Source organism: Sphingomonas sp. BK481, assembly GCF_014194875.1.
Lineage (GTDB): Bacteria > Pseudomonadota > Alphaproteobacteria > Sphingomonadales > Sphingomonadaceae > Sphingomonas > Sphingomonas aerolata.
This window is the reverse complement of record NZ_JACIAP010000002.1, coordinates 333,703-357,712: the sequence shown is the minus strand read 5'-3', so window position 1 is coordinate 357,712 and position 24,010 is coordinate 333,703. Positions and strand designations below refer to the sequence as shown.

Annotated in this window: 22 protein-coding genes; 9 read left to right on the top strand and 13 right to left on the bottom strand. The window is 66.1% G+C overall.

The features are described from left to right. The first annotated feature begins 12 nt into the window (after positions 1-12). The gene (gene tpiA, locus FHY04_RS05495) at positions 13-768 is read left to right on the top strand and encodes a triose-phosphate isomerase (protein ID WP_082446966.1); all 756 of its coding nucleotides are present in this window, start codon (positions 13-15) and stop codon (positions 766-768) included. Positions 769-789: 21 nt separating this feature from the next. Here tpiA and FHY04_RS05490 read toward each other — a convergent pair whose 3' ends face one another. Both FHY04_RS05490 and FHY04_RS05485 read right to left on the bottom strand, forming a co-directional pair. Next, positions 790-2,178 (bottom strand): M17 family metallopeptidase, encoded by a 1,389-nt coding sequence (locus FHY04_RS05490; RefSeq protein ID WP_183935708.1) that lies wholly within the window; start codon positions 2,176-2,178, stop codon positions 790-792. A gap of 10 nt (positions 2,179-2,188) precedes the next feature. Beyond that, positions 2,189-3,583 (bottom strand): serine hydrolase, encoded by a 1,395-nt coding sequence (locus tag FHY04_RS05485; RefSeq protein WP_183935707.1) that lies wholly within the window; start codon positions 3,581-3,583, stop codon positions 2,189-2,191. 161 nt (positions 3,584-3,744) lie between these two features. On the opposite strand from FHY04_RS05485, the gene FHY04_RS05480 reads away from it, so the two are divergent. Further along, the gene (locus FHY04_RS05480) at positions 3,745-3,891 is read left to right on the top strand and encodes a lmo0937 family membrane protein (protein ID WP_159510672.1); all 147 of its coding nucleotides are present in this window, start codon (positions 3,745-3,747) and stop codon (positions 3,889-3,891) included. A 78-nt stretch (positions 3,892-3,969) separates the two neighbouring features. Here FHY04_RS05480 and rimO read toward each other — a convergent pair whose 3' ends face one another. Next, a complete protein-coding gene (gene rimO / locus FHY04_RS05475) occupies positions 3,970-5,298 on the bottom strand; it encodes a 30S ribosomal protein S12 methylthiotransferase RimO (RefSeq protein WP_183935706.1) in 1,329 nt (442 codons plus the stop codon). A 95-nt stretch (positions 5,299-5,393) separates the two neighbouring features. Between rimO and FHY04_RS05470 the strand changes: the two genes are divergently transcribed. After that, positions 5,394-6,491 (top strand): anhydro-N-acetylmuramic acid kinase, encoded by a 1,098-nt coding sequence (locus tag FHY04_RS05470; RefSeq protein ID WP_183935705.1) that lies wholly within the window; start codon positions 5,394-5,396, stop codon positions 6,489-6,491. A gap of 57 nt (positions 6,492-6,548) precedes the next feature. Here the strand turns inward: FHY04_RS05470 and FHY04_RS05465 are convergent, their stop codons facing one another. The 5 genes from FHY04_RS05465 to FHY04_RS05445 form a co-directional block, all read right to left on the bottom strand. Further along, positions 6,549-6,857 (bottom strand): hypothetical protein, encoded by a 309-nt coding sequence (locus FHY04_RS05465; protein WP_183935704.1) that lies wholly within the window; start codon positions 6,855-6,857, stop codon positions 6,549-6,551. Between the two features lie 83 nt (positions 6,858-6,940). Beyond that, positions 6,941-8,119: a VWA domain-containing protein gene (locus tag FHY04_RS05460; RefSeq protein ID WP_183935703.1), complete on the bottom strand. Its 1,179-nt coding sequence runs from the start codon at positions 8,117-8,119 to the stop codon at positions 6,941-6,943. Positions 8,120-8,183: 64 nt separating this feature from the next. Further along, positions 8,184-8,729, bottom strand: a complete 546-nt coding sequence (locus tag FHY04_RS05455; protein ID WP_031394952.1) for a CHAP domain-containing protein — start codon at positions 8,727-8,729, stop codon at positions 8,184-8,186. Between the two features lie 73 nt (positions 8,730-8,802). Further along, entirely contained in the window at positions 8,803-10,206 is a 1,404-nt protein-coding gene (locus FHY04_RS05450) for a hypothetical protein (protein WP_221211649.1), read from the bottom strand. 129 nt (positions 10,207-10,335) lie between these two features. Continuing rightward, a complete protein-coding gene (locus tag FHY04_RS05445) occupies positions 10,336-11,190 on the bottom strand; it encodes a MoxR family ATPase (protein WP_183935701.1) in 855 nt (284 codons plus the stop codon). Positions 11,191-11,259: 69 nt separating this feature from the next. Between FHY04_RS05445 and bla the strand changes: the two genes are divergently transcribed. Next, a complete protein-coding gene (gene bla, locus FHY04_RS05440) occupies positions 11,260-12,228 on the top strand; it encodes a class A beta-lactamase (RefSeq protein WP_260171333.1) in 969 nt (322 codons plus the stop codon). A gap of 18 nt (positions 12,229-12,246) precedes the next feature. Here bla and FHY04_RS05435 read toward each other — a convergent pair whose 3' ends face one another. Further along, the gene (locus FHY04_RS05435) at positions 12,247-12,915 is read right to left on the bottom strand and encodes a DUF6975 family protein (RefSeq protein ID WP_183935700.1); all 669 of its coding nucleotides are present in this window, start codon (positions 12,913-12,915) and stop codon (positions 12,247-12,249) included. A gap of 269 nt (positions 12,916-13,184) precedes the next feature. On the opposite strand from FHY04_RS05435, the gene FHY04_RS05430 reads away from it, so the two are divergent. Both FHY04_RS05430 and FHY04_RS05425 read left to right on the top strand, forming a co-directional pair. Continuing rightward, entirely contained in the window at positions 13,185-15,521 is a 2,337-nt protein-coding gene (locus FHY04_RS05430; RefSeq protein WP_183935699.1) for a DPP IV N-terminal domain-containing protein, read from the top strand. Positions 15,522-15,619: 98 nt separating this feature from the next. Then, positions 15,620-16,648, top strand: a complete 1,029-nt coding sequence (locus FHY04_RS05425; RefSeq protein ID WP_031439890.1) for an aspartate-semialdehyde dehydrogenase — start codon at positions 15,620-15,622, stop codon at positions 16,646-16,648. Between the two features lie 185 nt (positions 16,649-16,833). Here FHY04_RS05425 and FHY04_RS05420 read toward each other — a convergent pair whose 3' ends face one another. Beyond that, positions 16,834-17,475, bottom strand: a complete 642-nt coding sequence (locus FHY04_RS05420; protein WP_031394464.1) for a YitT family protein — start codon at positions 17,473-17,475, stop codon at positions 16,834-16,836. A 214-nt stretch (positions 17,476-17,689) separates the two neighbouring features. Here FHY04_RS05420 and FHY04_RS05415 point away from each other — a divergent pair, with 214 nt between their 5' ends. Together FHY04_RS05415 and FHY04_RS05410 are read left to right on the top strand one after the other, a co-directional pair. Next, positions 17,690-18,451 (top strand): alpha/beta fold hydrolase, encoded by a 762-nt coding sequence (locus tag FHY04_RS05415; protein WP_183935698.1) that lies wholly within the window; start codon positions 17,690-17,692, stop codon positions 18,449-18,451. A gap of 162 nt (positions 18,452-18,613) precedes the next feature. Next, a complete protein-coding gene (locus FHY04_RS05410) occupies positions 18,614-20,446 on the top strand; it encodes a M2 family metallopeptidase (protein ID WP_183935851.1) in 1,833 nt (610 codons plus the stop codon). A 184-nt stretch (positions 20,447-20,630) separates the two neighbouring features. Here FHY04_RS05410 and FHY04_RS22440 read toward each other — a convergent pair whose 3' ends face one another. The 3 genes from FHY04_RS22440 to FHY04_RS05395 form a co-directional block, all read right to left on the bottom strand. Continuing rightward, on the bottom strand, positions 20,631-21,095 hold the full coding sequence (locus FHY04_RS22440) for a hypothetical protein (protein WP_260171332.1): 465 nt from the start codon (positions 21,093-21,095) through the stop codon (positions 20,631-20,633). Between the two features lie 78 nt (positions 21,096-21,173). Then, positions 21,174-22,610: an AMP nucleosidase gene (locus FHY04_RS05400; protein ID WP_166747879.1), complete on the bottom strand. Its 1,437-nt coding sequence runs from the start codon at positions 22,608-22,610 to the stop codon at positions 21,174-21,176. A 121-nt stretch (positions 22,611-22,731) separates the two neighbouring features. Then, complete coding sequence (locus FHY04_RS05395; protein ID WP_031394784.1) at positions 22,732-23,211, bottom strand: peroxiredoxin; 480 nt, start codon at positions 23,209-23,211, stop codon at positions 22,732-22,734. A 109-nt stretch (positions 23,212-23,320) separates the two neighbouring features. Between FHY04_RS05395 and FHY04_RS05390 the strand changes: the two genes are divergently transcribed. Then, complete coding sequence (locus tag FHY04_RS05390; protein ID WP_183935697.1) at positions 23,321-23,881, top strand: YqgE/AlgH family protein; 561 nt, start codon at positions 23,321-23,323, stop codon at positions 23,879-23,881. Positions 23,882-24,010 lie beyond the last annotated feature (129 nt).

The following is a 24,010-nucleotide window of genomic DNA, read 5'->3' as shown; positions in this document are numbered from 1 at the left end:
CGGGAGAGTGCGATGCGGCGCAAGTTGGTAGCGGGAAACTGGAAGATGAACGGGTCGCGCGCGGCGCTGGCCGAACTCGACGCGATTGCGGCGGCGGCGGCGGCCGCGCCGGACGTCGATGTGGAGATTGCGGTGCCCTTCACGCTGATCGCCGCAGCGGCCGATCGCGCGCCGGCGCTCGCGATCGGTGCCGAGGATGTGCACGAGGCCGACTCGGGCGCGCATACGGGTTGCGTGTCGGCGGGGATGGTGAAGGAAGCGGGTGCGCGCTTCACGATCGTCGGTCATTCCGAACGCCGTGCTGACCAGCACGAAACCAGCCACGACGCCTGGGCGAAGGCGGCGGCGGCGCGGCGGCAGGGGCTGCGCGTCATCCTGTGCTGCGGCGAGACCGAGGCGGAACGCGATGCCGACCGTGCCGAACGTGTCGTGCAGGCGCAGATCGAGAAATCGGTACCCGACAATGCGGACGGAAGCTGGTTTACGCTGGCCTATGAGCCGCGCTGGGCGATCGGTACCGGGCGCACCCCGACGCTCGACGAGATCGCCGCGATCCATGCGATCGCGCGGGCGAAGCTGCGGATGCTGATCGGCGATGCGGCAGCGGGCGTGCGGATCCTCTATGGCGGGTCGGTGACCGGGAGCAACGCGGCCGCCATCTTGGCGACCGCGAATGTCGACGGCGCGCTGGTCGGGGGCGCGAGCCTGACCGCGGACAAGTTCGTCCCGATCATTGAGGCCGCGGCCGGTTGCAACGACGCCCGCTGACGCGCGGTCCGGCCGCCGGCCTCAGCCGGTGCCGTACCGCGTGCTCAGCATCGCGAAGGCGGCGCGCAAGGCATAGGCCTCGCCCCCCTTGGGGCGGCCGGGCTTCGGCGTCGGGCGCCAGGCAAAGACGTCGAGATGCGCCCAGGCAATGCCGGGCGGCACGAAGCGGCGCAGGAACAGCGCCGCGGTGATCGCGCCGGCAAAACCCCCATCGGGCGCGTTGACCAGATCGGCGATGTCCGACTTGAGCATGTCGTCATACCCGTTCCACAACGGCATCCGCCAGAGCGGGTCGGCCTGTGCGTGGCTAGCGGCGATCAGTTCAGCCGCGAGCGCTTCGTCGTCGGTGAACAGCGGCGGCAGATCGGGGCCGAGCGCGACTCGCGCCGCGCCCGTCAGCGTGGCGAAGTCGAGGATCAGCGCAGGGCGGTGCTCGACCGCGCGGGTCAGTGCGTCGCCGAGAACGAGCCGCCCCTCGGCATCGGTATTGGTATTCTCGACCGTCATGCCCTGTCGCGTGTCGAGTACGTCGCCCGGGCGGAAGGCATTTCCGGCAATCGCATTCTCGACCGCGGGGATGAGCAGGTGGAGCCGGACGGGGAGCTTCGCCCCCATCACCAGCCCGGCCAGGGCGAGCGTGTGCGCGGCGCCGCCCATGTCCTTCTTCATCAGCCGCATGCCCGCCGACGGCTTGATGTCCAGGCCGCCCGAGTCGAAGCAGACGCCCTTGCCGACCAGCGCAACGCGCGGGTGCGTGGGGTCGCCCCATTCGAGCTCGATCAGCCGGGGCGCGCGTGCCTCCGATGCTGCCTGGCCGACCGCGTGGATCATCGGATAGCCGCTGGCGAGCGCGTCGCCGCGCGTCGTCGTCACGGTCGCGCCATGCCGTGCGGCGAGCGCTTCGACCGCCGTCTCGAGCTCGGCGGGACCGAGATCCGATGCGCCGGTGTTGACGAGGTCGCGGACCATTGCGGTCGCCTCGGCAAGACGGATCGTCGGCTCGATCGACGCGACTTCGCTCGTCAGCAACACGCGCGCAGGCTTCGCGGCGGGCTTGCGATAGCGATCGAACTGATGCTGAGCGAGCATCCAGCCAAGTCCGGCACCCCCCACGTCGCCCTGTGCAAGGCGGTAAGTGCCCGCGGGGAGTGAGGCGCCGAGCGAAGCAATCCGCCACGGCGACGACATCGCCTCGTCACAGACGAGCAGCATCGACCAGGTGTCGGAGGGATCGCCCGGGAGCACGGCACGGTCGCCCGGCTTGCCGGTCAGGCCATGCGCCGCGACCGCGGTGCGGATGCGCGGCGGCTGAGCACCAAGCCAGCTCGCAAACTCCTCCGGACGGACGACGTGGATCGGCGTGGCGGGCTGGCCGCGGTCGGGCTGAAGCAGGGAAGCGAAATCGGTCATTGCGTGCCAGTTACTGAGAGGGAGCCACGAGAAATTGTTCGTACCGGCCGTTCGCGCCGGGTTCGGCATAGGTGCTGAGCGACAGCGTGCGGTCGGGATAGGTGATGCGATAGGTGCGGTTGACGAAGCCGCCGCGCAAGCGGGCGCGGCCGGTTTGCGCAAAACCGGTCGGTTCGCCGAGCGCGCCGAGGCTCGATTTATAGTCCGCGAGCGCGACCGGCTTGAAATAGAAATTGGCGTCCTCGGTCAGGCGGCTGCGGTCGAGCGTGCCGGTGCGGAGCTGATCGTAGACTGCGCGTGCCCTGGGCAGGGCGGCGGCATCTTCTCCGTTCGCGGCGGGGGGTGGCAGGACGATCTTCGCGATCCCGCTCGAGATGCGGCCGACCGCATCGCTGAACCAGCTGTTGGTAAGCACGACGATCGCCGCCTGATCGTCGGGATACACGATGTTCTCGGAGAGGAACCCGACCGCCTCGCCGCTATGCTCGACATAGCGACGCCCGTTGGCGGTGCCGGTCGAGACGCCGAGGCCATAGCCATTGGTCGATCCGTCGACGAGCCTGATAGGGGTCTCCTGCGCCGCCCAGTCGTCCGCGGGCAGCGTGGTGCGGGTAAGCCGCGCTACGTCCCATTTGGCGAGGTCCCGCGCACTCATCGACAGCTCGCCCGCGGCGTAGAGCCAGCCGGGCGCACTCGGCGTCTCGGGACGGACGGGCCCGAGCGCGAAACGGCCATAGCCTTGCGGAAAGCCCCTGCCGATCGCCTTGTCCTGATCGAGCGCGCGAATGTCGAGCGGCTTGAAGATGCGCTGCTGCAGGAAGTCGAGCAGCGGTTGGTTCGCGACCTTCTCGACGATCAGGCCCGCGACGACATAGCCCGTGTTGGAATATTGCCACTGCGTGCCCGGCTCGAAATCGAGCGGCTTCTTCCCCCAGCGATCGACGATCTGCTGTGGCGTGACGGGGGTGGCCATCGCCGCAAAGCTGTAATCCTGCGGCCAATAGTCCTGCAGCCCTGAGGTGTGGCTGAGCAACTGGCGGATCGTGATGCGGTCGCCGCCGGTCACGCCGGGGACATATTTCGCGACCGTATCGTCGAGACCCAGCCGGCCCTCATCCTCGAGCAGCAGGATCGCGGCGGCGGTGAATTGCTTCGAGATCGACGCGATCTGGTAGGGCAACGCCGGATCCGCCCGCGCGACCGTTTCGGACGGCTTGCCATAGGCCTTGACGAAAATGATCCGCCCGCCGCGCACGATCGCGATCGATGCGGACGGGACGCCCGTATCGCGGAGCGAACCAGCGACGAGCGTATCGATCTGCGCGCTTTCCGCATGCGTGAGCGACTGGGCGATGGCCGGGAGGGGAAGCGCGAGCGCGGCGAGCGTGAACAGGCGAAGCAACATGACGGTATCGAAGCAGAAGGCGGGTGTCGGCGCAACGCCGCAACTAAATGTCGAGCTAGCTGAGGAGCTTAACCCATATCAGGTTAAACGGCGGAACACGCTCGAGCGCGGGGACGTTTCAGCGGCATCGATCACGTCATCATAACAGATTGGGAACTGCCATGCTCTGGACCATCGCCGTCATCTTGCTCGTCCTCTGGCTTGCCGGTTTCGCCTTTCACGTCGCGGGCGGGTTGATCCACATTCTGCTCGTGGTCGCCGTGATCGTGGTGCTCGTGAAGCTGTTCACCGGTCGCAACGTCGTCTGAACGTGTGAGCCCCAAGGTGCAGGCGTTTTCGCGTGCACCTTGGGGTAGTATCGTTGCGTCAAGACCGACGCAGGCGCGTCAGACCGGCACGCCGTACAGATCATGGTCGTCGGCATCCTCGATCGTCACGGGTACGATGTCGCCGACCGTCAGGTGACCCGCGTCGCGCAGGAAGACCTCGCCGTCGATCTCGGGCGCATCCGCCTGTGAGCGACCCGTCGCCCCCTCGTCGTCGACCACGTCGATGATCACGTCGAGCGTCCGGCCGATCTTGGCCTGCAACTTCGCTGCCGAGATCGCCGCAGTCTTTTCCATGATCCGGGCGTAGCGCTCTTCCTTGAGCGCCTCGGGCACATGGTCCGGCAGCAGGTTGGCCGCCGCGCCCTCGACCGGTTCGAACCGGAACGCGCCGACGCGGTCGAGCTGCGCCTCGTCGAGCCAGTCGAGCAGATACTGGAAATCCTCCTCGGTCTCGCCGGGGAAGCCGACGACGAAGGTCGAGCGGATCGTGATGTCGGGTGCGATCTCACGCCATTTGTGAATGCGCTGGAGCACCTTGGCGTCGTTGCCGGGGCGTTTCATCCGGCGCAGCACCGATGGCGCAGCATGCTGGAACGGGATGTCGAGATAGGGCAGCACCAAGCCCTCTGCCATCAGCGGGATGACGTGGTCGACGTGCGGATAGGGGTAGACGTAATGCAGCCGCACCCACGGCGCGATCTTGCCGAGTTCGCGCGCGAGATCGGTCATGTGCGCACGAACCTCGCCGCCACCCTTCAACGGCCAGACCGAGTGGCGCAGGTCGACGCCATAGGCCGACGTGTCCTGGCTGATGACGAGCAGCTCCTTCGTGCCCGCGGCGACCAGCTTTTCGGCTTCGCGCAAGATCGCGTCGGGGCGGCGGCTGACGAGATCGCCACGCAGGCTCGGGATGATGCAGAAGGAACAGCGATGGTTGCAGCCTTCCGAGATCTTCAGATAGCTGTAGTGCCGCGGCGTCAGCTTGAGCCCGGCGTCGGGGATCAGGTTAAGGAATGCGGACGGCGGCATCGGGGCGGCTTCGTGGACTGCGCCGACGACCTGCTCATATTCATGCGCACCGGTGATCGCGAGCACCTGCGGGAAGCGCGCGCGGATCGCCTCGGCTTCCTTGCCCATACAGCCGGTGACGATGACACGGCCGTTCTCGGCGATGGCTTCGCCGATCGCCTCGAGGCTTTCCTCCTTCGCCGAATCGAGAAAGCCGCAGGTATTGACGAGGACAACGTCGGCACCGGCATAGTCGGGCGACATCTGATAGCCGTCACCGCGCAGCTGCGTGAGAATCCGCTCGCTGTCGACGAGGTTCTTCGGACAGCCGAGCGAGACCATGCCGATCTTGGGCGGAGTGGGGAGTATGGTTGCCATGGGAGCCGCGCACATAGGCGCAAAGTTCGGTTTTTTCTAGGCGGTCGAGATACGATCCGTCATGGCCGGGTTTGAGGACAGGCAAGGGGACCCAAATGCTGGCGATTGGATTGATGTCGGGGACGTCGCTCGACGGGATCGACGCCGCGCTGATCGAGACCGATGGCGAGGCGATGGTCCGCCCCATCGCGTTCCGTGGGGAGCCCTATTCGGATGCGGCGCGCGCGGAACTGTCCGACGCAACACGTATGGCGCTGACGTTCGATCGGCCGCGCGCCAGTCCGCCAATCGTCGCGGCGGGCGATCTCATCACGCGTACGCATGTCTTCGCGGTACACAAGCTGCTGGCGGATGCCGGCGTCGCCGCGGCGGAGATCGATGTGATCGGGTTCCACGGACAGACGATCGCGCATCGGCCCGATCGGGGATGGACCTGGCAGATCGGCGACGGCGCTGCGATGGCACGCGCGACGGGGATCACGACGGTATCCGATTTCCGGTCGGCCGATGTGGCGGCGGGGGGGCAGGGCGCGCCGCTGCTGCCGGTATATCATGCGGCGCTGGCGTCCACGCTCGACGGGCCGGTCGCGGTGTTGAACCTGGGCGGGGTCGGCAACATCACCTTCATTCCCGAGGCGACAAATGGCAACGACTCGCTGGTCGCGTTCGATACGGGGCCGGCGAACGGCCTGATTGACAGCTGGGTCGAGGCGGAGACGGGCGCGCGCTACGACAAGGGGGGCGCGCTGGCGGCGGCGGGGCGTGTCGACGAGACGGTGCTGACGGCGATGCTCGATCACCCGTTCTTCGATGCACCGCCGCCCAAGTCGCTCGATCGCAATGACTTCACGATTCAGCCGGCACGCGGGCTGTCGGCGGCGGATGGCGCGGCAACGCTGACCGCATTTACCGCGGAGACGGTTGCGGACGCGGTCCGGCATCTGCCCGCGCGACCCAAGCGGCTGCTGGTCGCGGGCGGTGGACGTCATAATCCGACGATGTTGGACATGATCGCCGCGGCGACCGGGCTGCGGGTTGAGGCGACTGACGCGCTCGGGTGGAACGGCGATGCGCTGGAGGCGGAAGGTTTCGCCTATATGGCGGTGCGGACGCTCCGCGGGCTACCGATCAGTTTTCCGGGGACGACGGGGGTGCCGGCGGCGATGGCTGGCGGGGTCGTCCACGCGGTCTGAGCCCGGCGGGATGCAAAAAATCATGGCCCGCCTTTTCGGGCGGGCCACACATTTCGCTCAGTGAGCCTTTTTCGGCTTGCCGGGCTTCTTGGGTGCGGGCTTTGGCGAGGTCTTCTTTTCCGGTGTGTCCTTGGCGCGCAGCGCCGGTGCAGCGATCGCAGCGGCGATGCCGGCGACCAGCGTGGCGCCGACCGCGATCGCGGTCTTCGGGTGCGACTTCACCGCGTCGGTGGCGGTGGCGATGCCGGCCTTTGCCGCGTCCGTCGCATCGTCCATCCAGTCGCCCTTGGCGGCGGGAGCCGGCGCGGCGTCGTCGTCATGCTTGACCTTGGCATGCGGCATGGCAGAATTCGGGATCGACGACATAAGCTATTCCTCGCACAGGGATGATGCACGGTAAACCGACCAGGTCCATGACGGTTCCGTTACGGGATCGCGCAGGCGGGGCCTTAGCGCTTGCGGGTAAGCTCACGCATCGCGTCGTCGAGACCGGCGAGAGTCAGTTGGTACATGCGGTCGGTCATCAGTTCGCGCATCATGCGAACCGATTGCGAATAGCCCCATTGCGCCTCGGGCACGGGGTTGAGCCATGCGGCAGACGGATAGGTCGTCGTCAGGCGCTGCATCCAGACCGCGCCCGGCTCCTCGTTGAAATGCTCGACCGAACCGCCGGGGTGGGTGATCTCGTACGGGCTCATCGATGCGTCACCCACCAGCACCAGTTTGTAATCATGGCCGAACTTGTGGAGCACGTCCCACAAGGGCGTACGCTCGGCGAAGCGGCGCGTGTTGTCCTTCCACACGCCCTCGTAGGGGCAATTGTGAAAATAATAGAATTCGAGATTTTTGAACTCGGTGGTCGCGGCCGAGAAGAGTTCCTCGCAAAGCTTGACGAAGGGGTCCATCGATCCTCCGACGTCGAGGAACAGCAGCATCTTGATCGCATTGCGGCGTTCGGCGCGCATGACGATGTCGAGATAGCCCTGGCGCGCGGTGCCGGCGATCGTGCCGTCGATGTCGAGTTCGTCCGCCGCGCCGTCGCGCGCGAACCGGCGCAGGCGGCGCAGCGCGATCTTGATGTTGCGCGTGCCGAGTTCGCGGGTGTTGTCGAGATTGCGGAACTCACGCTGGTCCCAGACCTTGAGCGCGCGCTTGTGCCGGCTCTCGCCGCCGATGCGGACGCCTTCGGGATTGTAGCCGCCATTGCCGTACGGGGAGGTGCCGCCGGTGCCGACCCATTTGTTGCCGCCCTGATGGCGTCCCTGCTGTTCCTCAAGCCGCTTCTTGAGCGTCTCCATGATCTCGTCCCACGAGCCCAGCGACTGGATCGCGGCCATCTCTTCGGGGGTGAGGAATTTCTCGGCGACCGCCTTCAGCCAATCCTCGGGGATGTCGGTCGGCGTCGTGCCATAGCTTGTGGCGAGGCCGCGGAAGACCTTGGCGAAGACCTGGTCGAAGCGGTCGAGCATCCCCTCGTCCTTCACATAGACCGCGCGGGAGAGGTAGTAGAATTCCTCGGGCGTCCGCTCGATCACCTCGGCGTCGAGCGCCTCGAGCAGGAGCAGATGCTCCTTGAGGCTGGCCGGGATGCCCGCGCTACGCAGCTCGTCGAGAAAATTGAGAAACATCGCCCTATCCTGCCTCTCCAGCCCCGCGAAGTCGAGGGGCGAGTCGAGGATCGGGTATGCGCGGTCAGCTGCCCGGGACGTATGCGTCGATCAGCGCGCCGACATAATCCGGATTGCGACTGGTCAGTTCGGCCGCGGGTCGCGCATCGCCGTGGATGAAGCCGTAGACGGGGTAGATGCCGCCGCCGAGGCCGTCCACATCTTTGTACCAGACCTTGACGCGGCTCCAGTCATTAGCGGGCGAGACGTCGAACAGCGTGACGTCCTGTTCGGCATGACCGCGTTCGCCGTTCTGACGCGACCAATTGGCATGGGTCAGCATCACGACGCGCTTCTCCACGACGCGGCTGATGACCGCGACATGCCCCATCGGCAGACGGGCCGTCTTCGCAAAAACGATGACCGAGCCCGTCTTTGGCCGGTGCGTGCGCTCGTAGCGGCCATCGGCCTGACGCCACCATGTCCAGGCATCGCCATAGATCTCGATCCCCGAGGCCGCCCGCGCGAAGGGAACGCACTGCCCGACATAGTCGAGCAGCGATGCCTGTGCAGCGGACCCCGCGCCGATCGTGAGGACAGCGGAGAGAAGGGCGCGACTGAAGCGATTCATCCCGTGATCCTAAAGGCCGTCCCATGACCGCCATGTTGCCGCCTGTGGTTAATGGCATGGCGATGCGCCAGCCTCAATATGGATTAGTCGACAAGGCGTTGCGCGCGCGCGGTAGTCCGTAAAGCGCCCAGTCGGTTCCCGACAGCATTCCCCGGCGGCGCACGGTCCGAAGCGTATAGACGCGTCCGCAGCGTCGCGTCGTGGCCGCCGCCGCGCCGCCGTCGTCGAGATCGACGAAGACGAATTGCACAGGTCGGCAGTCGCCTGTCAGAACGAGCGGATAACGCGCCGTCGCGGCGGCGACCCGAAGCGGGGCAACCGGCTGGAGGTGATCGACATGAACGCGTGCGCCGCCCGGTGCTTCGATGCGGACGCCGGCGATGGCGGCATCGATATCGCCGCGTCGTCGCGCGATGTCCTGCGCGATGTCGTGGACCATGCCGATCGCGACGAGAGTGAGGGCGAGCGCGGCCAATATCTTTGACCGCAGGCCTTTCGTCAGCGCCGTGGCGACCAGGTCGGTCAGGAGCAGCAGTATAGCCACGCTGGAGAGCAGGAAATATCGCGGCATTCCTGTGTTGGCGATGTGAAGCGTGGCGAGGGCGATTGGCAGTCCTGCAATGGCGAGAATTACCAGCCACGCCATGGGTCGTCGTTGCGCCACGGCGGCCATTGCCGCGACGCATAGTGCGAGCGCGAGCACGGCGATGCACCAACGCGGCGAGGCGGATGCGCCGAGCGTCGTCGCCAGCATGACCTGCAGCGCGCTGACCAGGCTGGCGAACGAGAAGGGTACATAGTCGCCGACCTGCATGCCGCCAGGGCTTGCGGCCGCGGCGCCGAAGACCAGCGTGACGACGAGCAGGACGGCAACGAGGCTCGGCAGCATCAGCCGCGCGGTCATCGCAGCGGCCGTCGCTGTGGCAAACCGCTGGCGCAGCGTCAGCGCGACCCAGCCGGCGATCGCAACCACGAAGAACAGCATCGTCAACTGCGACAGGAGTCCGAGGATGGTCAGCAGCGCAAGCAGCCCCGGCGCATGGCGGGGCGCAGAGGCGGGGGCGTTGAGCCAGCGCGCGGTGACCAGGATCGCGCCAAGCGCGCACAGCAGCATCGGCGCATAGCCGCGCGCTTCGCTGCCATAATTGACCAGGATCGGCGACAGCGCGAACAGTGCCGCGCCGACCAGCGCATGCGCCGTGGAGCGCCGCGCACCGATCGCGGCAACGACCAGCACCGTGGCGGCACCGGTGACGATCGACAGCGCACGCAGGGCCAGCGGCGGCGCGGCATAGCCGACCGCCTGCATCCACAGGCTGTTCAGATGGTGGTTGTTGTCGTGGTTGATCGAGGTGAACACGGCCCAGGGCGTGCCCGCCTTCGCCACCAGCACCGCAGACCACGCCTCGTCAACCCACAGCCCGCCATGGGCCGATAGGATCCGGATCCAGACCGCGACGCCCAGGATCGCAAGCAACGCGTATGCCGCGGGGAGGGGCAGGTGGTGACGCACCCCCGGAGCATTAGCGCGCAACTGATTAAAGCCGCGTTTTCAGCGTCGCTCAGGCGGACCGTTCCGGCCGCGGCTGTCTCGTCGCTCCCGAAGCTACCCCTGGTTCTTCTGCCGCTTCGCCATGAAGGCGAGGCGTTCGAACAGCATCACGTCCTGTTCGTTCTTGAGCAGTGCGCCGTGCAGCGGCGGGATCGCCTTGGTCGGATCACGGTTCTGCAGCGTCTCGAGCGGCATATCCTCGTGCAGCAGCAGCTTGAGCCAGTCGAGCAGTTCGGAGGTCGAGGGCTTTTTCTTGAGGCCGGGTACGTCGCGGACGTCGTAGAACAGGTCCATCGCGCGCGAGACGAGCATGCGCTGGATCCTGGGAAAATGGACGTCGACGATCGCCTGCATCGTCTCGCGGTCGGGAAACTTGATATAGTGGAAGAAGCAGCGACGCAGGAACGCGTCGGGCAGTTCCTTCTCGTTGTTGCTGGTGATGATGACGATCGGGCGCTCGACCGCGCGGACGGTTTCTTTGGTCTCGTAGACGTGGAATTCCATCCGATCGAGTTCCTGCAGCAGATCGTTCGGGAACTCGATATCGGCCTTGTCGATCTCGTCGATCAGCAGGACGGGCGGTGCCGGCTGGGTGAACGCCTCCCAGAGCTTGCCCTTGCGGATATAATTGCCGATTTCGTGGACGCGCTCGTCGCCGAGCTGGCCGTCGCGCAGGCGGGCGACCGCGTCATATTCGTACAGCCCCTGCTGCGCCTTGGTCGTCGACTTGATGTTCCATTCTATCAATGGCGCGCCGAGCGCCTTGGCGATCTCATAGGCGAGCACGGTCTTGCCGGTGCCGGGCTCACCCTTGATCAGCAGCGGGCGGCGTAACGTCACCGCGGCATTCACTGCGACCTTGAGGTCGTCGGTCGCGACATAGCTCTGCGTGCCTTCGAAGCGCTTCATGCCCATTCCCGTCAGAATCGAATTCCCGGTACGGATAGAAGCTGTTGGGTATCCGACGCAACCCGGACGATGGCGACACCGACAGCGATCGGGGTTCGTGGCAAGGCCCGGACGGTGTACGGAACGATCGCGCGGCGAAACGGCGCGGCTGGAGGAGGCATCACGATCATCATGCTGAACAGGCGGGCTCTCCTGTCAGGCGTTTCCGCAACGCTCGTCACGCGTCCCGCCTTCGCACGCAGCGAGGCTCCTCCGCCCGGCGTCGCCGACTATGAGACCGCGAGCGGCGGCCATGTCGGGCTCTACGCGCGCAACCTGACGACGGGGAGGGCGATCGCCTGGCGTGCCGATGAGCGGTTCGTCATGTGCAGCACGTTCAAGGCCTCGCTCGCCGCGTGCGTGCTTAGCCGGGTCGATCGCGGCCGGGCCCGGCTTGCGGACAGGATCGCGCTCGTTCCTGCCGACCTTCAGGACTGGCACGCGCCCGTCGCCCGGCAGAATCTGGCGCGGGGCGAGATGTTGCTCGGCGAGATGTGCCAGGCCGCCGTCGAGCACAGCGACAATAGCTGCGCGAATATCCTGTTGAGGCAGGTTGGCGGGCCCGCCGCGTTGACGGCCTATTGGCGACGTCTCGGCGACGATGTCAGCCGGCTCGACGATATCGAGCCGTTCCTGAACCGTACGCCGCCGGGTGGGTTGCGCAACACGACGACGCCGAGGGCGATGGCGGCGACGATCGGACGGCTGACGCGTGGTCCGGCGTTGTCGCCCTCGTCGCGCGCGCTGCTCATGCTGTGGCTCCGGCAATGCCGGACCAGCGACGCGCGGTTGCGGGCCGGTCTGCCGCACGGATGGGCAATCGGCAACAAGACGGGGAACAACGGCAGGGACGCGGCAGGCGACGTCGGCGTGTTGTGGCGCGATCCCGACACGCCGATCATCATCAGCGTCTACACGCGTGGCGGCTCGCCCACCGAGGCACAGTTCAAGAGTTTGTTTTCAGAGGTTGCCCGGGGAGTTGCTACGACACTGGCCTAGGCTGCGTGTGCAATCCGGTCAGAGATCGCCGCGCGCGCTGGCGCGGGCTTCGAGCAGCGACCAGAGGCCGCGATGCTGGGCGTAGAGCTGCTGCGCCCCGAAAGTGATGGCGCGCCGCGTACCGGGCGTCGCACCCAGCGTCGCCAGCGCCTTGGCGCTGACGTCAGCGGGCGGGAGCGCGCGCGGCGGCGCGACGATGCCGAAGCGGGTCGCGGCAAGGTCGAGCACATCGCGCGTCACCGCCCAGTCGTGGAGCAGCGCGGCCACCGCCCCCGTGGCGCAACCGGCGCGCTCCGAACCGGACAGGATCTCCAGCGCGTTGCGCACGCCGGCGAGGGCGGCCTCGGTCGCCGCCTGACCCGGTGTCGAGGGCAACGGCCCCACGGCCGCGGTCAGCTGGGCGAGATAGCCGCGTTCGATCGCGAACCCGGTCGCTGCGGTTTCGAGCCAGGGCAGCGATGCGAGCTGTGCGCCGCGCAGCAAGGCGTCGTCGATCATCCCTGGGTGCCGTCCATAGACGTCACAGAACGCGTGCACCGCATCTGACAGGTTGCGCTGGGCTGGGGCGGATTGAATCAGCCGCGTCGCGTGAGGGTGCGCGGCGGCACCGTCGACGGCGCCAAGGCGCGCGACGACGTCCCAGGCGCCGGGCCGTGTTTCGTCAATGGATGCCGTTGTCGAAGCCATTAGTCCCCGGTCATGTCTGGGATGCCCGCGCGCCATATGCGTGCGGACGTCCGGCCACAGGTCCTTGCATGCGACCTGTAAAGACGGCGTGCACATGACGTTAACCGGCTGCTAATCATCCGCCGGCGGGTCCGGTCGGCCTGGGCTTGACGGCTTGGCCGCGGGCGAGCGCATCACGCGGGGTTTACGGCTTTACGGGGGCGGGGCGCGCCGCGATAACGCGCGCGGCACCGGCGCCGCGCTGGAGCCCGTCCATCGGAGACTATAGGATGCGTACATGGTTGCTTGGGCTTGCACTTGCTTCGGTCGGAACCGCCGCGATGGCTGCTGACGGCGCGTCCGCGCAAACGGCTGGCAAAGCCGACGGCGTTGCCAAGCCGGGCGACCCGGCAGCGGCTCCCGTGGCAGCTGCAGCCCCGGCCGGCGATCTGACGCTGGCGCGGGTGTTCGGCAATCCCGACCTGTCGGGCCCGCAGCCGCGCGCGGTTCGGCTGTCGCCCGACGGTGCACTGTTGACCTCGCTGCGCAACCGGGCGGACGAGAAGGAGCGGTTCGACCTGTGGGCGGTCGATACCGCCACGGGCCAGGAGCGGATGCTCGTCGATTCGAAGAGCGTCGGCAGCGGCGCCGAGCTGAGCGAAGCCGAGAAGATGCAGCGCGAGCGCGCGCGGATCGCCGGGTCGAAGGGCATCGTCGCCTATGACTGGGCCCCCGATGGCAAGTCGATCCTCGTACCGCTCGACGGCGACCTGTACATTGCGACGCTCGACGGCAAGGTCCGGCGGCTGACTGATACACCGGGTGGCCAGCTGAACCCCGTGATCAGCCCCAAGGGCGGATTCGTCTCCTATGTCCGCGACCAGAATCTGGTCGTCCAGCCGCTCGCGGGCGGCGAGGCGCGCGCGGTCACCAAGGGCGGCGGCGGCACCGTCCATTTCGGCGAGGCGGAGTTCGTCGCGCAGGAGGAAATGGATCGCCGCACGGGCTATTGGTGGTCGCCCGACGAGCGCTATGTCGCGGTCGAGCGGTTCGACGAGGCGCCGGTGCGGATCTTCACGCGTGCGTCGATCGGCGCGACCGGGACCAAGGTCTATGATCAGCGCTATCCCGCCGCTGGCACGCCCAACGCGCTGGTCGACCTGTATGTGATGAAGCCCGACGGGTCGGGCCAGGTGAAGGTCGATCTGGGCACCAATCCCGACATCTATCTGGCGCGCGTCGACTGGACGCCCGATGGGACGATGTTGCTCGTCCAGCGCCAGAGCCGCGACCAGAAGCTGCTCGAGATGCTGCGCGTCGACCCGGCAACGGGCAAGTCGACGATCCTGTTCACCGAGAAGTCGGGGGTGAAGAGCTGGCTGAACCTGTCGGATGCATACCGCGTGCTGAAGGACGGCAGCCTGATCTGGCGGTCGGAGCGCAGCGGCTATGGCCATCTCTACCGGTTCGCGGCGGGGCGCTGGACGCAGCTGACCAAGGGCGATTGGGTCGTGACCGGGCTGGTCGGCGTCGACCAAGCCAAGGGGCGGCTGTTCTTCACGGGCAACAAGGACGACGTGCTCGAGCAGCAGCTCTATTCGGTCGATATCGCAAAGCCGAACGCGATCACCAAGCTGACTGAGAGCGGCTGGTGGAACAGCGCGTCAATGGACGGCGCCGGCACGCGGTTCATCATCTCGCGCTCGAACCCGTCACAGCCGACCCAGGTCTATCTGGCGGATGCGACCGGCAAGCGGATCTCGTGGATCAACGAGAATGCGGTGAAGGAGGGGCATCCCTATCATCCCTATGCCGCCAGCCATCAGCAGACCAAGTTCGGGACGCTGAAGGCCAAGGACGGCACGACGCTCTATTACGAGATGATCACCCCGCCGATCGAGCCGGGCAAGAAATATCCCGTCTTCTTCCAGCATTATGGCGGTCCGGGCACCGGCCAGCAGGTCACGCGCGGCTGGCAGGGGCCCCTGCCGCAATATCTGGTCGATCAGGGCTGGATCTTCTTCCAGATCGACAATCGCGGCTCCTACAACCGCGGCAAGAAGTTCGAGGACGCGATCTATCATGCGATGGGCACGGTCGAGGTCGAGGACCAGCTGAGCGGGGCGGAGTATCTGAAGACGCTGCCGTTCGTCGAGCCGAGCAAGATCGCGACCTATGGCTGGTCGTATGGCGGGTACATGTCGCTGAAGATGCTGGAGAAGACGCCGGGGGTCTATGCCGCCGCAGTCTCGGGCGCGCCGGTCACCGACTGGCAGCTCTACGATACGCATTATACCGAGCGGTATCTGGGCGATCCCAAGACCGATCCGGCGAGCTATGCGACGTCGGCCGCGGTCGAGGATGCGTCGCTGATCAAGGATCCGCTGCTGTTGATCCACGGCATGGCGGACGACAACGTGTTCCTCGACAATTCGACGAAGGTCGCGGCCAAGATGCAGGCGACTGCAACGCCGTTCGAGATGATGTTCTACCCGGGCTATACGCACCGCGTTGCGGGGCCGGGGATCAGCGAGCATGTCTGGGGGACGATCCTGAACTTCCTCGACCGGACGGTGAAGGACAAACCGGTTCCCAGCGAAGGGACGAGCTTGCCCACGACGAAATAAAGTTATCTGGCAGGGCGCGCCGGAGACGTATACGGACGCGCCCGGATGAAAATCAGCAATGTCGCGATCGTTTCGCGGCGGCATCAAGGGACGACATAATGGGTTATCGGATCGTGGTCGCAGGGGCGACCGGCAATGTCGGGCGCGAAATGCTCAACATCCTGGCGGAGCGTGAATTTCCGGCGGACGAGATCGCCTGCGTCGCATCGTCGCGCAGCCAAGGCGAGATGGTCGATTTCGGTGACACCGGCAAGCAGATCAAATGTCAGAATATCGAGAATTTTGACCCCACCGGCTGGGACATGGCGCTGTTCGCGATCGGGTCGGAGGCGACCGCGGTCTACGCACCGAAGTTCGCCGCGGCGGGCTGCACCGTGATCGACAATTCGTCGCTGTACCGGATGGATCCGGACGTGCCGCTGATCGTGCCCGAAGTGAATGCGGACGCGATCGACGGCTACAAGGTCCGCAACATCATCGCCAACCCGAACTGCTCGACCGCGCAGATGGTCGTCGCGCTCAAGCCGCTGCATGACGCGGCCAAGATCAAGCGCGTCGTCGTCGCGACCTATCAGTCGGTGTCGGGCGCGGGCAAGCAGGGCATGGACGAGCTGTTCGAGCAGAGCCGCAACATCTTCGTCGGCGACCCGGCCGAGGCCAAGAAGTTCACCAAGCAGATCGCGTTCAACGTGATCCCGCACATCGACAGCTTCCTCGACGACGGGTCGACCAAGGAAGAGTGGAAGATGGTGGTCGAGACCAAGAAGATCCTCGACCCGAAGATCAAGGTCACCGCGACCTGCGTCCGCGTGCCGGTGTTCGTCGGCCATTCGGAAGCGATCAACATCGAGTTCGAGAACGAAATCTCGGCCGAGGAGGCGCAGAACATCCTGCGCGAGGCGCCCGGGGTCATGCTGATCGATAAGCGCGAGGATGGCGGCTACATCACGCCGATCGAATGCGTCGGCGAGTTCGCAACATTCATCAGCCGCGTGCGCGAGGATTCGACCGTCGAGAACGGCATCAATCTGTGGTGCGTGTCGGACAATCTGCGCAAGGGTGCCGCGCTGAACGCGGTGCAGATCGCCGAGCTCCTGGGTCGTCGGCATCTGAAGAAGGACGCGTAAGCGGGGGAGCGGGAGGGGGAGCCTCCTTCCGCTTATCCGACGTCGAGCGCGGGATGACGTATCGCGGGCGTCATCCTGCGTGGGCGGACACGGGCAAAGCCCGTGTCGTCGACCGGCGCTGAGTGCGCCGTCGGCCGATCTTGCCCTATGCGATCCTGCTTCGCTGGATCGTCTTATGGCTGCGATCAGTGCCCAATATACCGTCCCGGGCGGTGCCAAGCGATCAGGATAAGGCTGATCGCGGCTGCGCTTAGGACCGACCAGCCGAACTGACCCGCGCTGACGACAGGGATCGCGGCGGCTAGGATTACCACGTCGAGCGCGATCTGCGTGCGGCCCGCATTCCAGCCGCGCGTGCGCTGCAGCCACAGCGTCACGACCCCGGTGCCGCCGACCCCGGCCTGATGTCGCGCGAGGACGAGGATGCCGAGCCCGATCACCGTGCCGCCGACGATCGCGGCGAAGAACGGGTGCATCTGGTCGACGTGCATCGACCCGCCCGCGAAGGTCGAGAAGGCGGCAATCCCGGCATTCACCAGCATCGTCTTGATCGCGAAGCGGCGGCCCATCGCGTAATGCGCGAACAGGAAGAAGGGCAGGTTGATCAGCGTGAACAGCACGCCGGTCGGCAAGGGCACCAGATAGGACAGCAGCAGCGCGATCCCGGCGATCCCGCCGGTGACGAGCCCTGCCGCCTTCAGGAAGACCAGCCCGATCACCAGCAGGATGCAGCCGATGACGAGCGCGTAGAAATCCTCCGCGATACTGTGCGGCCGCCCCAGCGGGAGTGTGGCTGAGGGAAGGGTGGCGTCGGCAGATGGCGGCATTGCGGGTCCTTGGTCGGGCCCTTCGCGCATCCTCGGTGAATCGTCCGACGCGATCCTTGTCCCTTAGCTAAAGGAGTTTGCGTGCCACACTACCCCTTTTTGTGATGGCGTCGTGCGTTGCGGGGTTTAGCGCCGGTCCCGGTGGCGGTTGACAGCAAGGTGTCGTGTGTCGGACGGGGGCGGCAACATCCTAAGATTATAGGGATCTGGATCCGTGGCACATTCCCCGACCGAGACGCAGTATTTTGAGAGCTTCGACGGCACGCGGATCGCGTGGCGCGAGGTCGGCGAGGGGCGGCCGGTGGTGCTGATCCACGGCTATTTCTCCGACGCGAAGACCAACTGGATCCGCTACGGCCATGCCGCCAAGATCGCGGCCAAGGGGTTCCGCGTGATCATGCCCGACCTGCGCGCGCACGGCGAGAGCGGCAAGCCGCATGGGCTGGAATTCTACCCCGCGGATGCGCTGACGCTCGACGGCCATGCGCTGGTCGATCATCTCGGGCTCACTGATTATGATCTCGGCGGCTATTCGCTCGGCGCGCGGACGACGTCGCGGATGCTGGCGACGGGCGCGACCCCCAGGCGCGTGATATTTTCGGGGATGGGGCTCGCGGGGCTGACCGAGACGTCGCGGCGCGCGGGGCATTTCCGCAATATCCTCGCCAATCTGGGCAAGCATGTCCAGGGCACGCCGGAATGGCTGGCCGAGGCGTTTCTGAAGACCACGGGCGGCGATCCGGTCGCATTGCTCGGGATCCTCGAGACGTTCGCGGACACGCCGATCGAAGCGGTGAAGGCCATCCAGCAGCCGGCGCTTGTCGTCTGCGGTGCGGAGGACGCGGACAACGGATCGGCGCCGGACCTCGCCGCGGTCCTGCCGCATGGCCGCTATGTCGCGACGCCGGGCGGGCATATGAGCGCGGTGGTGAAGCCCGAGCTTGGCCAGGCGATTGCGGATTTTCTTGCTGAATAGCCCCCGGTCATCCTGACGAACGTCAGGAGTCGGAGCCAAGGAGCGCCGTCCCCGGTAACCCTGGGTCCTGACTTTCGTCAGGATGACGGGAGGGGGCGTGGCTGGCGGGTTGACCATCTGGCGGCGGATCATCCATCAGGGCCTCACGATAAGGGGATGATGATGGTTCGGTTCAGCGTTTCGATGTTTGCTCTCGCCGGCGCGCTGTGCGCTGCGCCGTCAGTGGCCGGTGCTCAGGCCACCGCTGCCGCGTCCAGCCCGACCGCCGCGCAGGCGGATGCATTCGTCGCCGAGGCGGAGAAGGTCTTTGCCGCCAAGTCGGTCGACGCATCGCGCGTGGCGTGGGTGAACGCGACCTACATCACCGACGATACCGATGCGCTGGCGGCGAAGTCGGGCGCGGAGATGACCGATCTCGGCGTGAGATATGCGCTGGGCGCGGCGAAATACGCCAATGTCCCGGGCCTGTCGGTCGACACCAAGCGCAAGCTCGACCTGCTCCGCGGGGGGCTCACGCTGCCCGCGCCGACGCGGCCGGGCGCATCGGACGAGCTGTCGATGCTGACGACGAAGATGTCGTCCTCCTACGGCAAGGGCATGGGGACGCTCGACGGCAAGCCGATCAACGGCTCGGACATCGAGGCGGCAATGGGCGAGAGTCGCGATCCCGCCAAGCTGCAGGAGATGTGGACGAGCTGGAACGACGCAGTCGGTGCGCCGATGCGCGGCGACTATGCCAAGATGACCGCCATCTCGAACGAGGGCGCGCGCGAGCTCGGCTACAAGGATGTGGGCGCGCTCTGGCGGTCGGGCTACGACATGAGCCCCGAGCAGTTCGCGGCGCTGACCGACAAGATCTGGAAAGAGGTTGAGCCGCTCTACATGGCACTGCACACCTATACGCGGTGGAAGCTCAACGAGAAATATGGCGACGCGGTCCAGTCGAAGACCGGCCCGATCCGCAGCGACCTGCTCGGCAATATGTGGGCGCAGGAATGGGGCAACATTTACGACATCGTCGCCCCCAAGGGATCTGGCGATCTCGGCTTCGACACGGGCGAGCTGCTGAAGGCCAAGGGCTATGACGCGGTGAAGATGGTGAAGCAGGGTGAGGGCTTCTACTCGTCGCTGGGCTTTGCGCCGCTCCCCGAGACCTTCTGGAAGCGGTCGCAGATTACCAAGCCCGCGGATCGCGACGTGATCTGCCATGCCTCGGCCTGGGATATCGACAACCAGGACGATATCCGCATCAAGATGTGCACCAAGGTGAATGCGGACGACTTCGTCACGATCCACCATGAGCTCGGCCACAATTACTATCAACGCGCGTACAAGGCGCAGCCGATGCTGTACAAGAACGGCGCGAACGATGGCTTCCATGAGGCGATCGGCGATACCGTCGCGCTGTCGATCACGCCTGATTATCTGGTGAAGATCGGGCTGCTCGACCAGGCGCGGGTGCCGAGCGCGGACAAGGATATCGGCCTGTTGCTGCGTCAGGCGATGGACAAGGTCGCGTTCCTGCCGTTCGGGCTACTGATCGACAAGTGGCGCTGGGGCGTGTTCTCGGGGCAGATCCCGACGACCGGCTATCAAGCGGCATGGGACCAGATGCGGCTGCAATATCAGGGGATCAAGCCGCCGGTCGCGCGCGACGAGACCAAGTTCGACGCGGGCGCGAAATATCACATCCCGGCGGCGGTGCCCTATACGCGCTACTTCCTCGCGCGCGTGCTGCAGTTCCAATTCTACAAGGCTGCGTGCGAGCAGTCGGGGTGGAAGGGGCCGCTGCATCGCTGCTCGTTCTACGGCAACAAGGCGGTCGGCACGAAGCTGAACGCGATGCTGAGCATGGGGCAGTCCAAGCCCTGGCCCGATGCGCTGCAGGTGTTCACGGGCAGCCGCGAGATGTCGGGCGCGGCGCTGGTCGAGTATTTCAAGCCGCTCAAGGCGTGGCTCGACGTGCAGAACAAGGGCAAGCTTACGGGTTGGTGAGCTTTAGACGACTGGCGGCGGTCCTGTTTCCCCGCGAAGGCGAGGATCCAGGGCTACCAGAACGCCCTAGGTTTTAGCTGGGCCCCCGCGTCCGCGGGGGAACAGTGGGCGGGCAGCCGACGCCTTTGCCCCACAGCCCCGGAGAAAGACGGCCTGGTGGCAGGATGCGGCCTGCCAGGGGCGATTATTCCGGGATCGTCCCTTCGTCGGCAATCCCTGCCTCGAACGACTTAGACGAATCCGTACCATCCGCCTGATGCGCGTGCTTGCCAGCGGGTTTGGGCGTCTTTGGTGTGCTGCCGCGCAACGTCAGCAGCGCGGCGGCAGCGCCAAGTACCGCGACGCCGCCCGCGATCGTAGCGGCTCCCCATTTGCCGCCGACCTTGTCGATCGGCTTGGCGACGGGCGGCGGCGTCTTGCGCGCCGATATCGGTCGCGGCGTGCTGCGCTTGGTCGAGCGCGGCTTGGGGGCGGGTTTGGGCTTGCGCGAGACGGGGACCGCCTTTTCGGATGTCGGCTTGTCGAGTGCCGGCGCGGCCGGCGCAACCACTGGCTTTGCCGGCTTGGGTGCACTGGCCTTGCGCGGCGCGCGGCGGCGCGTGACGACGGGCTTCTTGGCGTCCGTTTCAGGCGAGTCGGTGTCGGCCACGGCTATGCTCCCTCACAAATGGTCCCGCGGGCGTAACGCATCGGCATGCGATGCGCTCCGAAAATCGCGCGGCAGGCCTTACCGGAACGGCGGCTCGTCGAACGCCCGCAGCTTGCGGCTGTGGAGCTTGGCGCCCTCCTGGCGAAGCTGTTCGCAGGTTTCGATCCCGATCCGCAGATGCTCGCTGATCGCGCGTTCGTAGAAGCGGTTGGCCTGACCCGGCAGTTTCAGCTCGCCGTGGAGCGGCTTGTCCGAGACGCAGAGCAGCGTGCCGTAGGGAACGCGGAAGCGATAGCCCTGCGCCGCGATCGTCGCCGATTCCATGTCGATGCCGACCGCGCGCGACAGCGAGAACCGCAGCGCCGATTTCGAATAGCGCAGCTCCCAGTTGCGGTCGTCGGTGGTGACGATCGTGCCCGTCCGCAGTCGGCGCTTCAGGTCCTCGCCCGACTGGCCCGAGACGATCTCGGCGGCCTTGGCCATCGCCACCTGGACTTCGGCGATCGCGGGGACGGGGATCTCGGGCGGAAGCACGTCGTCGAGCACATGGTCGTCGCGCAGATAGGCATGCGCGAGCACATAGTCGCCGATCCGCTGGCTGGGACGCAGGCCGCCGCAGTGACCGATCATAAGCCAGGCCTCGGGACGCAGCACCGCGAGATGGTCGCAGATCGTCTTGGCGTTGGACGGGCCGACGCCGATGTTGACGAGCGTGATCCCGGTGCGGTCGTCCGCCATCAGGTGATAGGCCGGCATCTGGTGCCGACGCCATGCGCTGTCCGAGATGATCTTGTCGATATCATCCCCGGACGTGATCGTGATCCCGCCCGCGCCCGACAGCGTCGTGAACCGGCTGCCTTCGCCGAGCTGGGTACCCGCCCAGCGAACGAATTCATCGACATAGCGGTGATAGTTCGTAAACAATACGAAGCGCTGCGCGTGTTCGGCCGGTGTGCCCATGTAATGGCGCAGCCGTGCCAGACTGAAATCGGTGCGCAAGCCATCGAACAGCGCGAGCGGACGCGTGTCGTCCTGCGCCACCCACAGCCCGTCGGCGATCTCGTCGCCGATATGCGCGAGCTCGGTGGCGGGAAAGAATCGTGCGAGCTCGGTCGCGGAGACTTCGTCGAGGCTCAGCGCGTGGCCGGGATCGATGACGTACGGGAAGGGGATCTCCTGCCGCCCTTCGACGGCTTCGACCTCGACGTCATAGTCCTCGATCAGCAGGGTGAGCTGTTCGGTCAGATAATCGGCGAAGATCGCGGGCTTGGTCACGCTGATCCGGTATTCTCCGGGATTCACCATGCGTCCGAAGGAGCGGAGCGGGGTCGGGCGATCAATGCCGCCTTTGTAGATCAGCCGGATTTCTGGATAGGCGAACGAGCCATCGCTGCGGCTTGCCGGATCGGGCACGGTGCCGTCGGCGATATAGGCGCTCATGGCGGACTGGAGCCGCGCAACGGAGGCGCGGTAGAGGCGGTCGAGTTCGGCGACCAGGTCGGATGCGATTGTCATCGCCCAGTGTTACGCGGGCGAGATTACGGAGGCAAGACTGGCACGCGTGCCACGCCAACTCCGTCATTCCCGCGTGCGCGAGGATGACGGAGCGCGACGTTCAATCAGGCGTGCGACGCGATCAGATTTCGCTGAGCAGATGCTCGGCAGAGCTCACCTTGAACTCGCCGGGGGCCTCGACGTTCAGCTGCTCGACGACGCCGTCATTGACGATCATCGAATAACGCTGGCTGCGCGTGCCCATGCCGAAGCCCGAGCCGTCCATCGTCAGGCCGACCGCCTTGGCAAAATCGCCATTGCCGTCTGCGAGCAACGTGATGTCGCCGGCGCCAGCCGACTTGCCCCAGGCATCCATCACGAACGCGTCATTGACCGAGGTGCAGGCGACCTCGTCGATGCCCTTGGCCTTCAACGCGGCTTCCTTTTCGACGAAGCCCGGCAGGTGCTTGGCCGAGCAGGTCGGAGTGAAGGCGCCGGGAACCGCGAAGAGCGCGACCCTGCGGCCCGCGAAGAAGGTCTCGGACTCGACCTGATCCGGGCCGTCCGCGGTGGCCTTGACGAGAGTGGTGTTGGGAAGCCGGTCGCCGACGCTGATCGTCATGGAAATTCTCCTGTCGCCGCGAGATCGTCCCGGGCGGACGGTACCTCGTATGGGAGGCACGCGATTTCAAGCGTGGCGGCGGGGCCGTCGCGACGCTATGGTCTAGGGCATGGACAAGACGGCTTTTCTTTCCGGGCAACTCCTCCTTGCGATGCCGGGGATGAGCGATCCGCGGTTCGCCCGCGCGGTGATCGCAATGTGCAGTCATGATGAAAACGGCGCGCTCGGGATTGGTCTCGGCGCCACCGTCGACGGTCTCGGCTTTCACGACCTGCTCGAACAGTTCGAGATCGCACCCGGTGACGCGCCCAATGCCCCGGTGCATTTCGGCGGGCCGGTCGAACCCCGCCGCGGCTTCGTCATCCATTCGTGCGACTGGGGCGGGCAGGACACGATCGAGGTCGCAGGGCTCTGGGCCTTGTCGAGCACGATCGACGTGCTCCGCGCGATCGCGGAGGGGAAGGGGCCGTCGCAATGGGTCGTCGCGCTCGGCTATGCGGGATGGGACAGCGGGCAGATCGAGGGCGAACTGGCGCGTCCCGGCTGGTTCAACGTCGCCGGCGCTGCCGATCTGGTATTCGACACCAGCGCGGATGAGCGCTGGAGCAGGGCGTTCGAGCGGGCCGGCGTCGACCCGCGGCTGCTGGTGGCGGATACCGGTACGGCCTGACGATCGCTGCACGCATCCGCGGGTCAAGATGACATTCTAGCGCGGTGGAGACCTCTCCGGGCATCATATAAAGATATCTTTATATTTGATTTGGGCGGCCCGTTCCTTTATGCGGCCCTGCATCCGGCA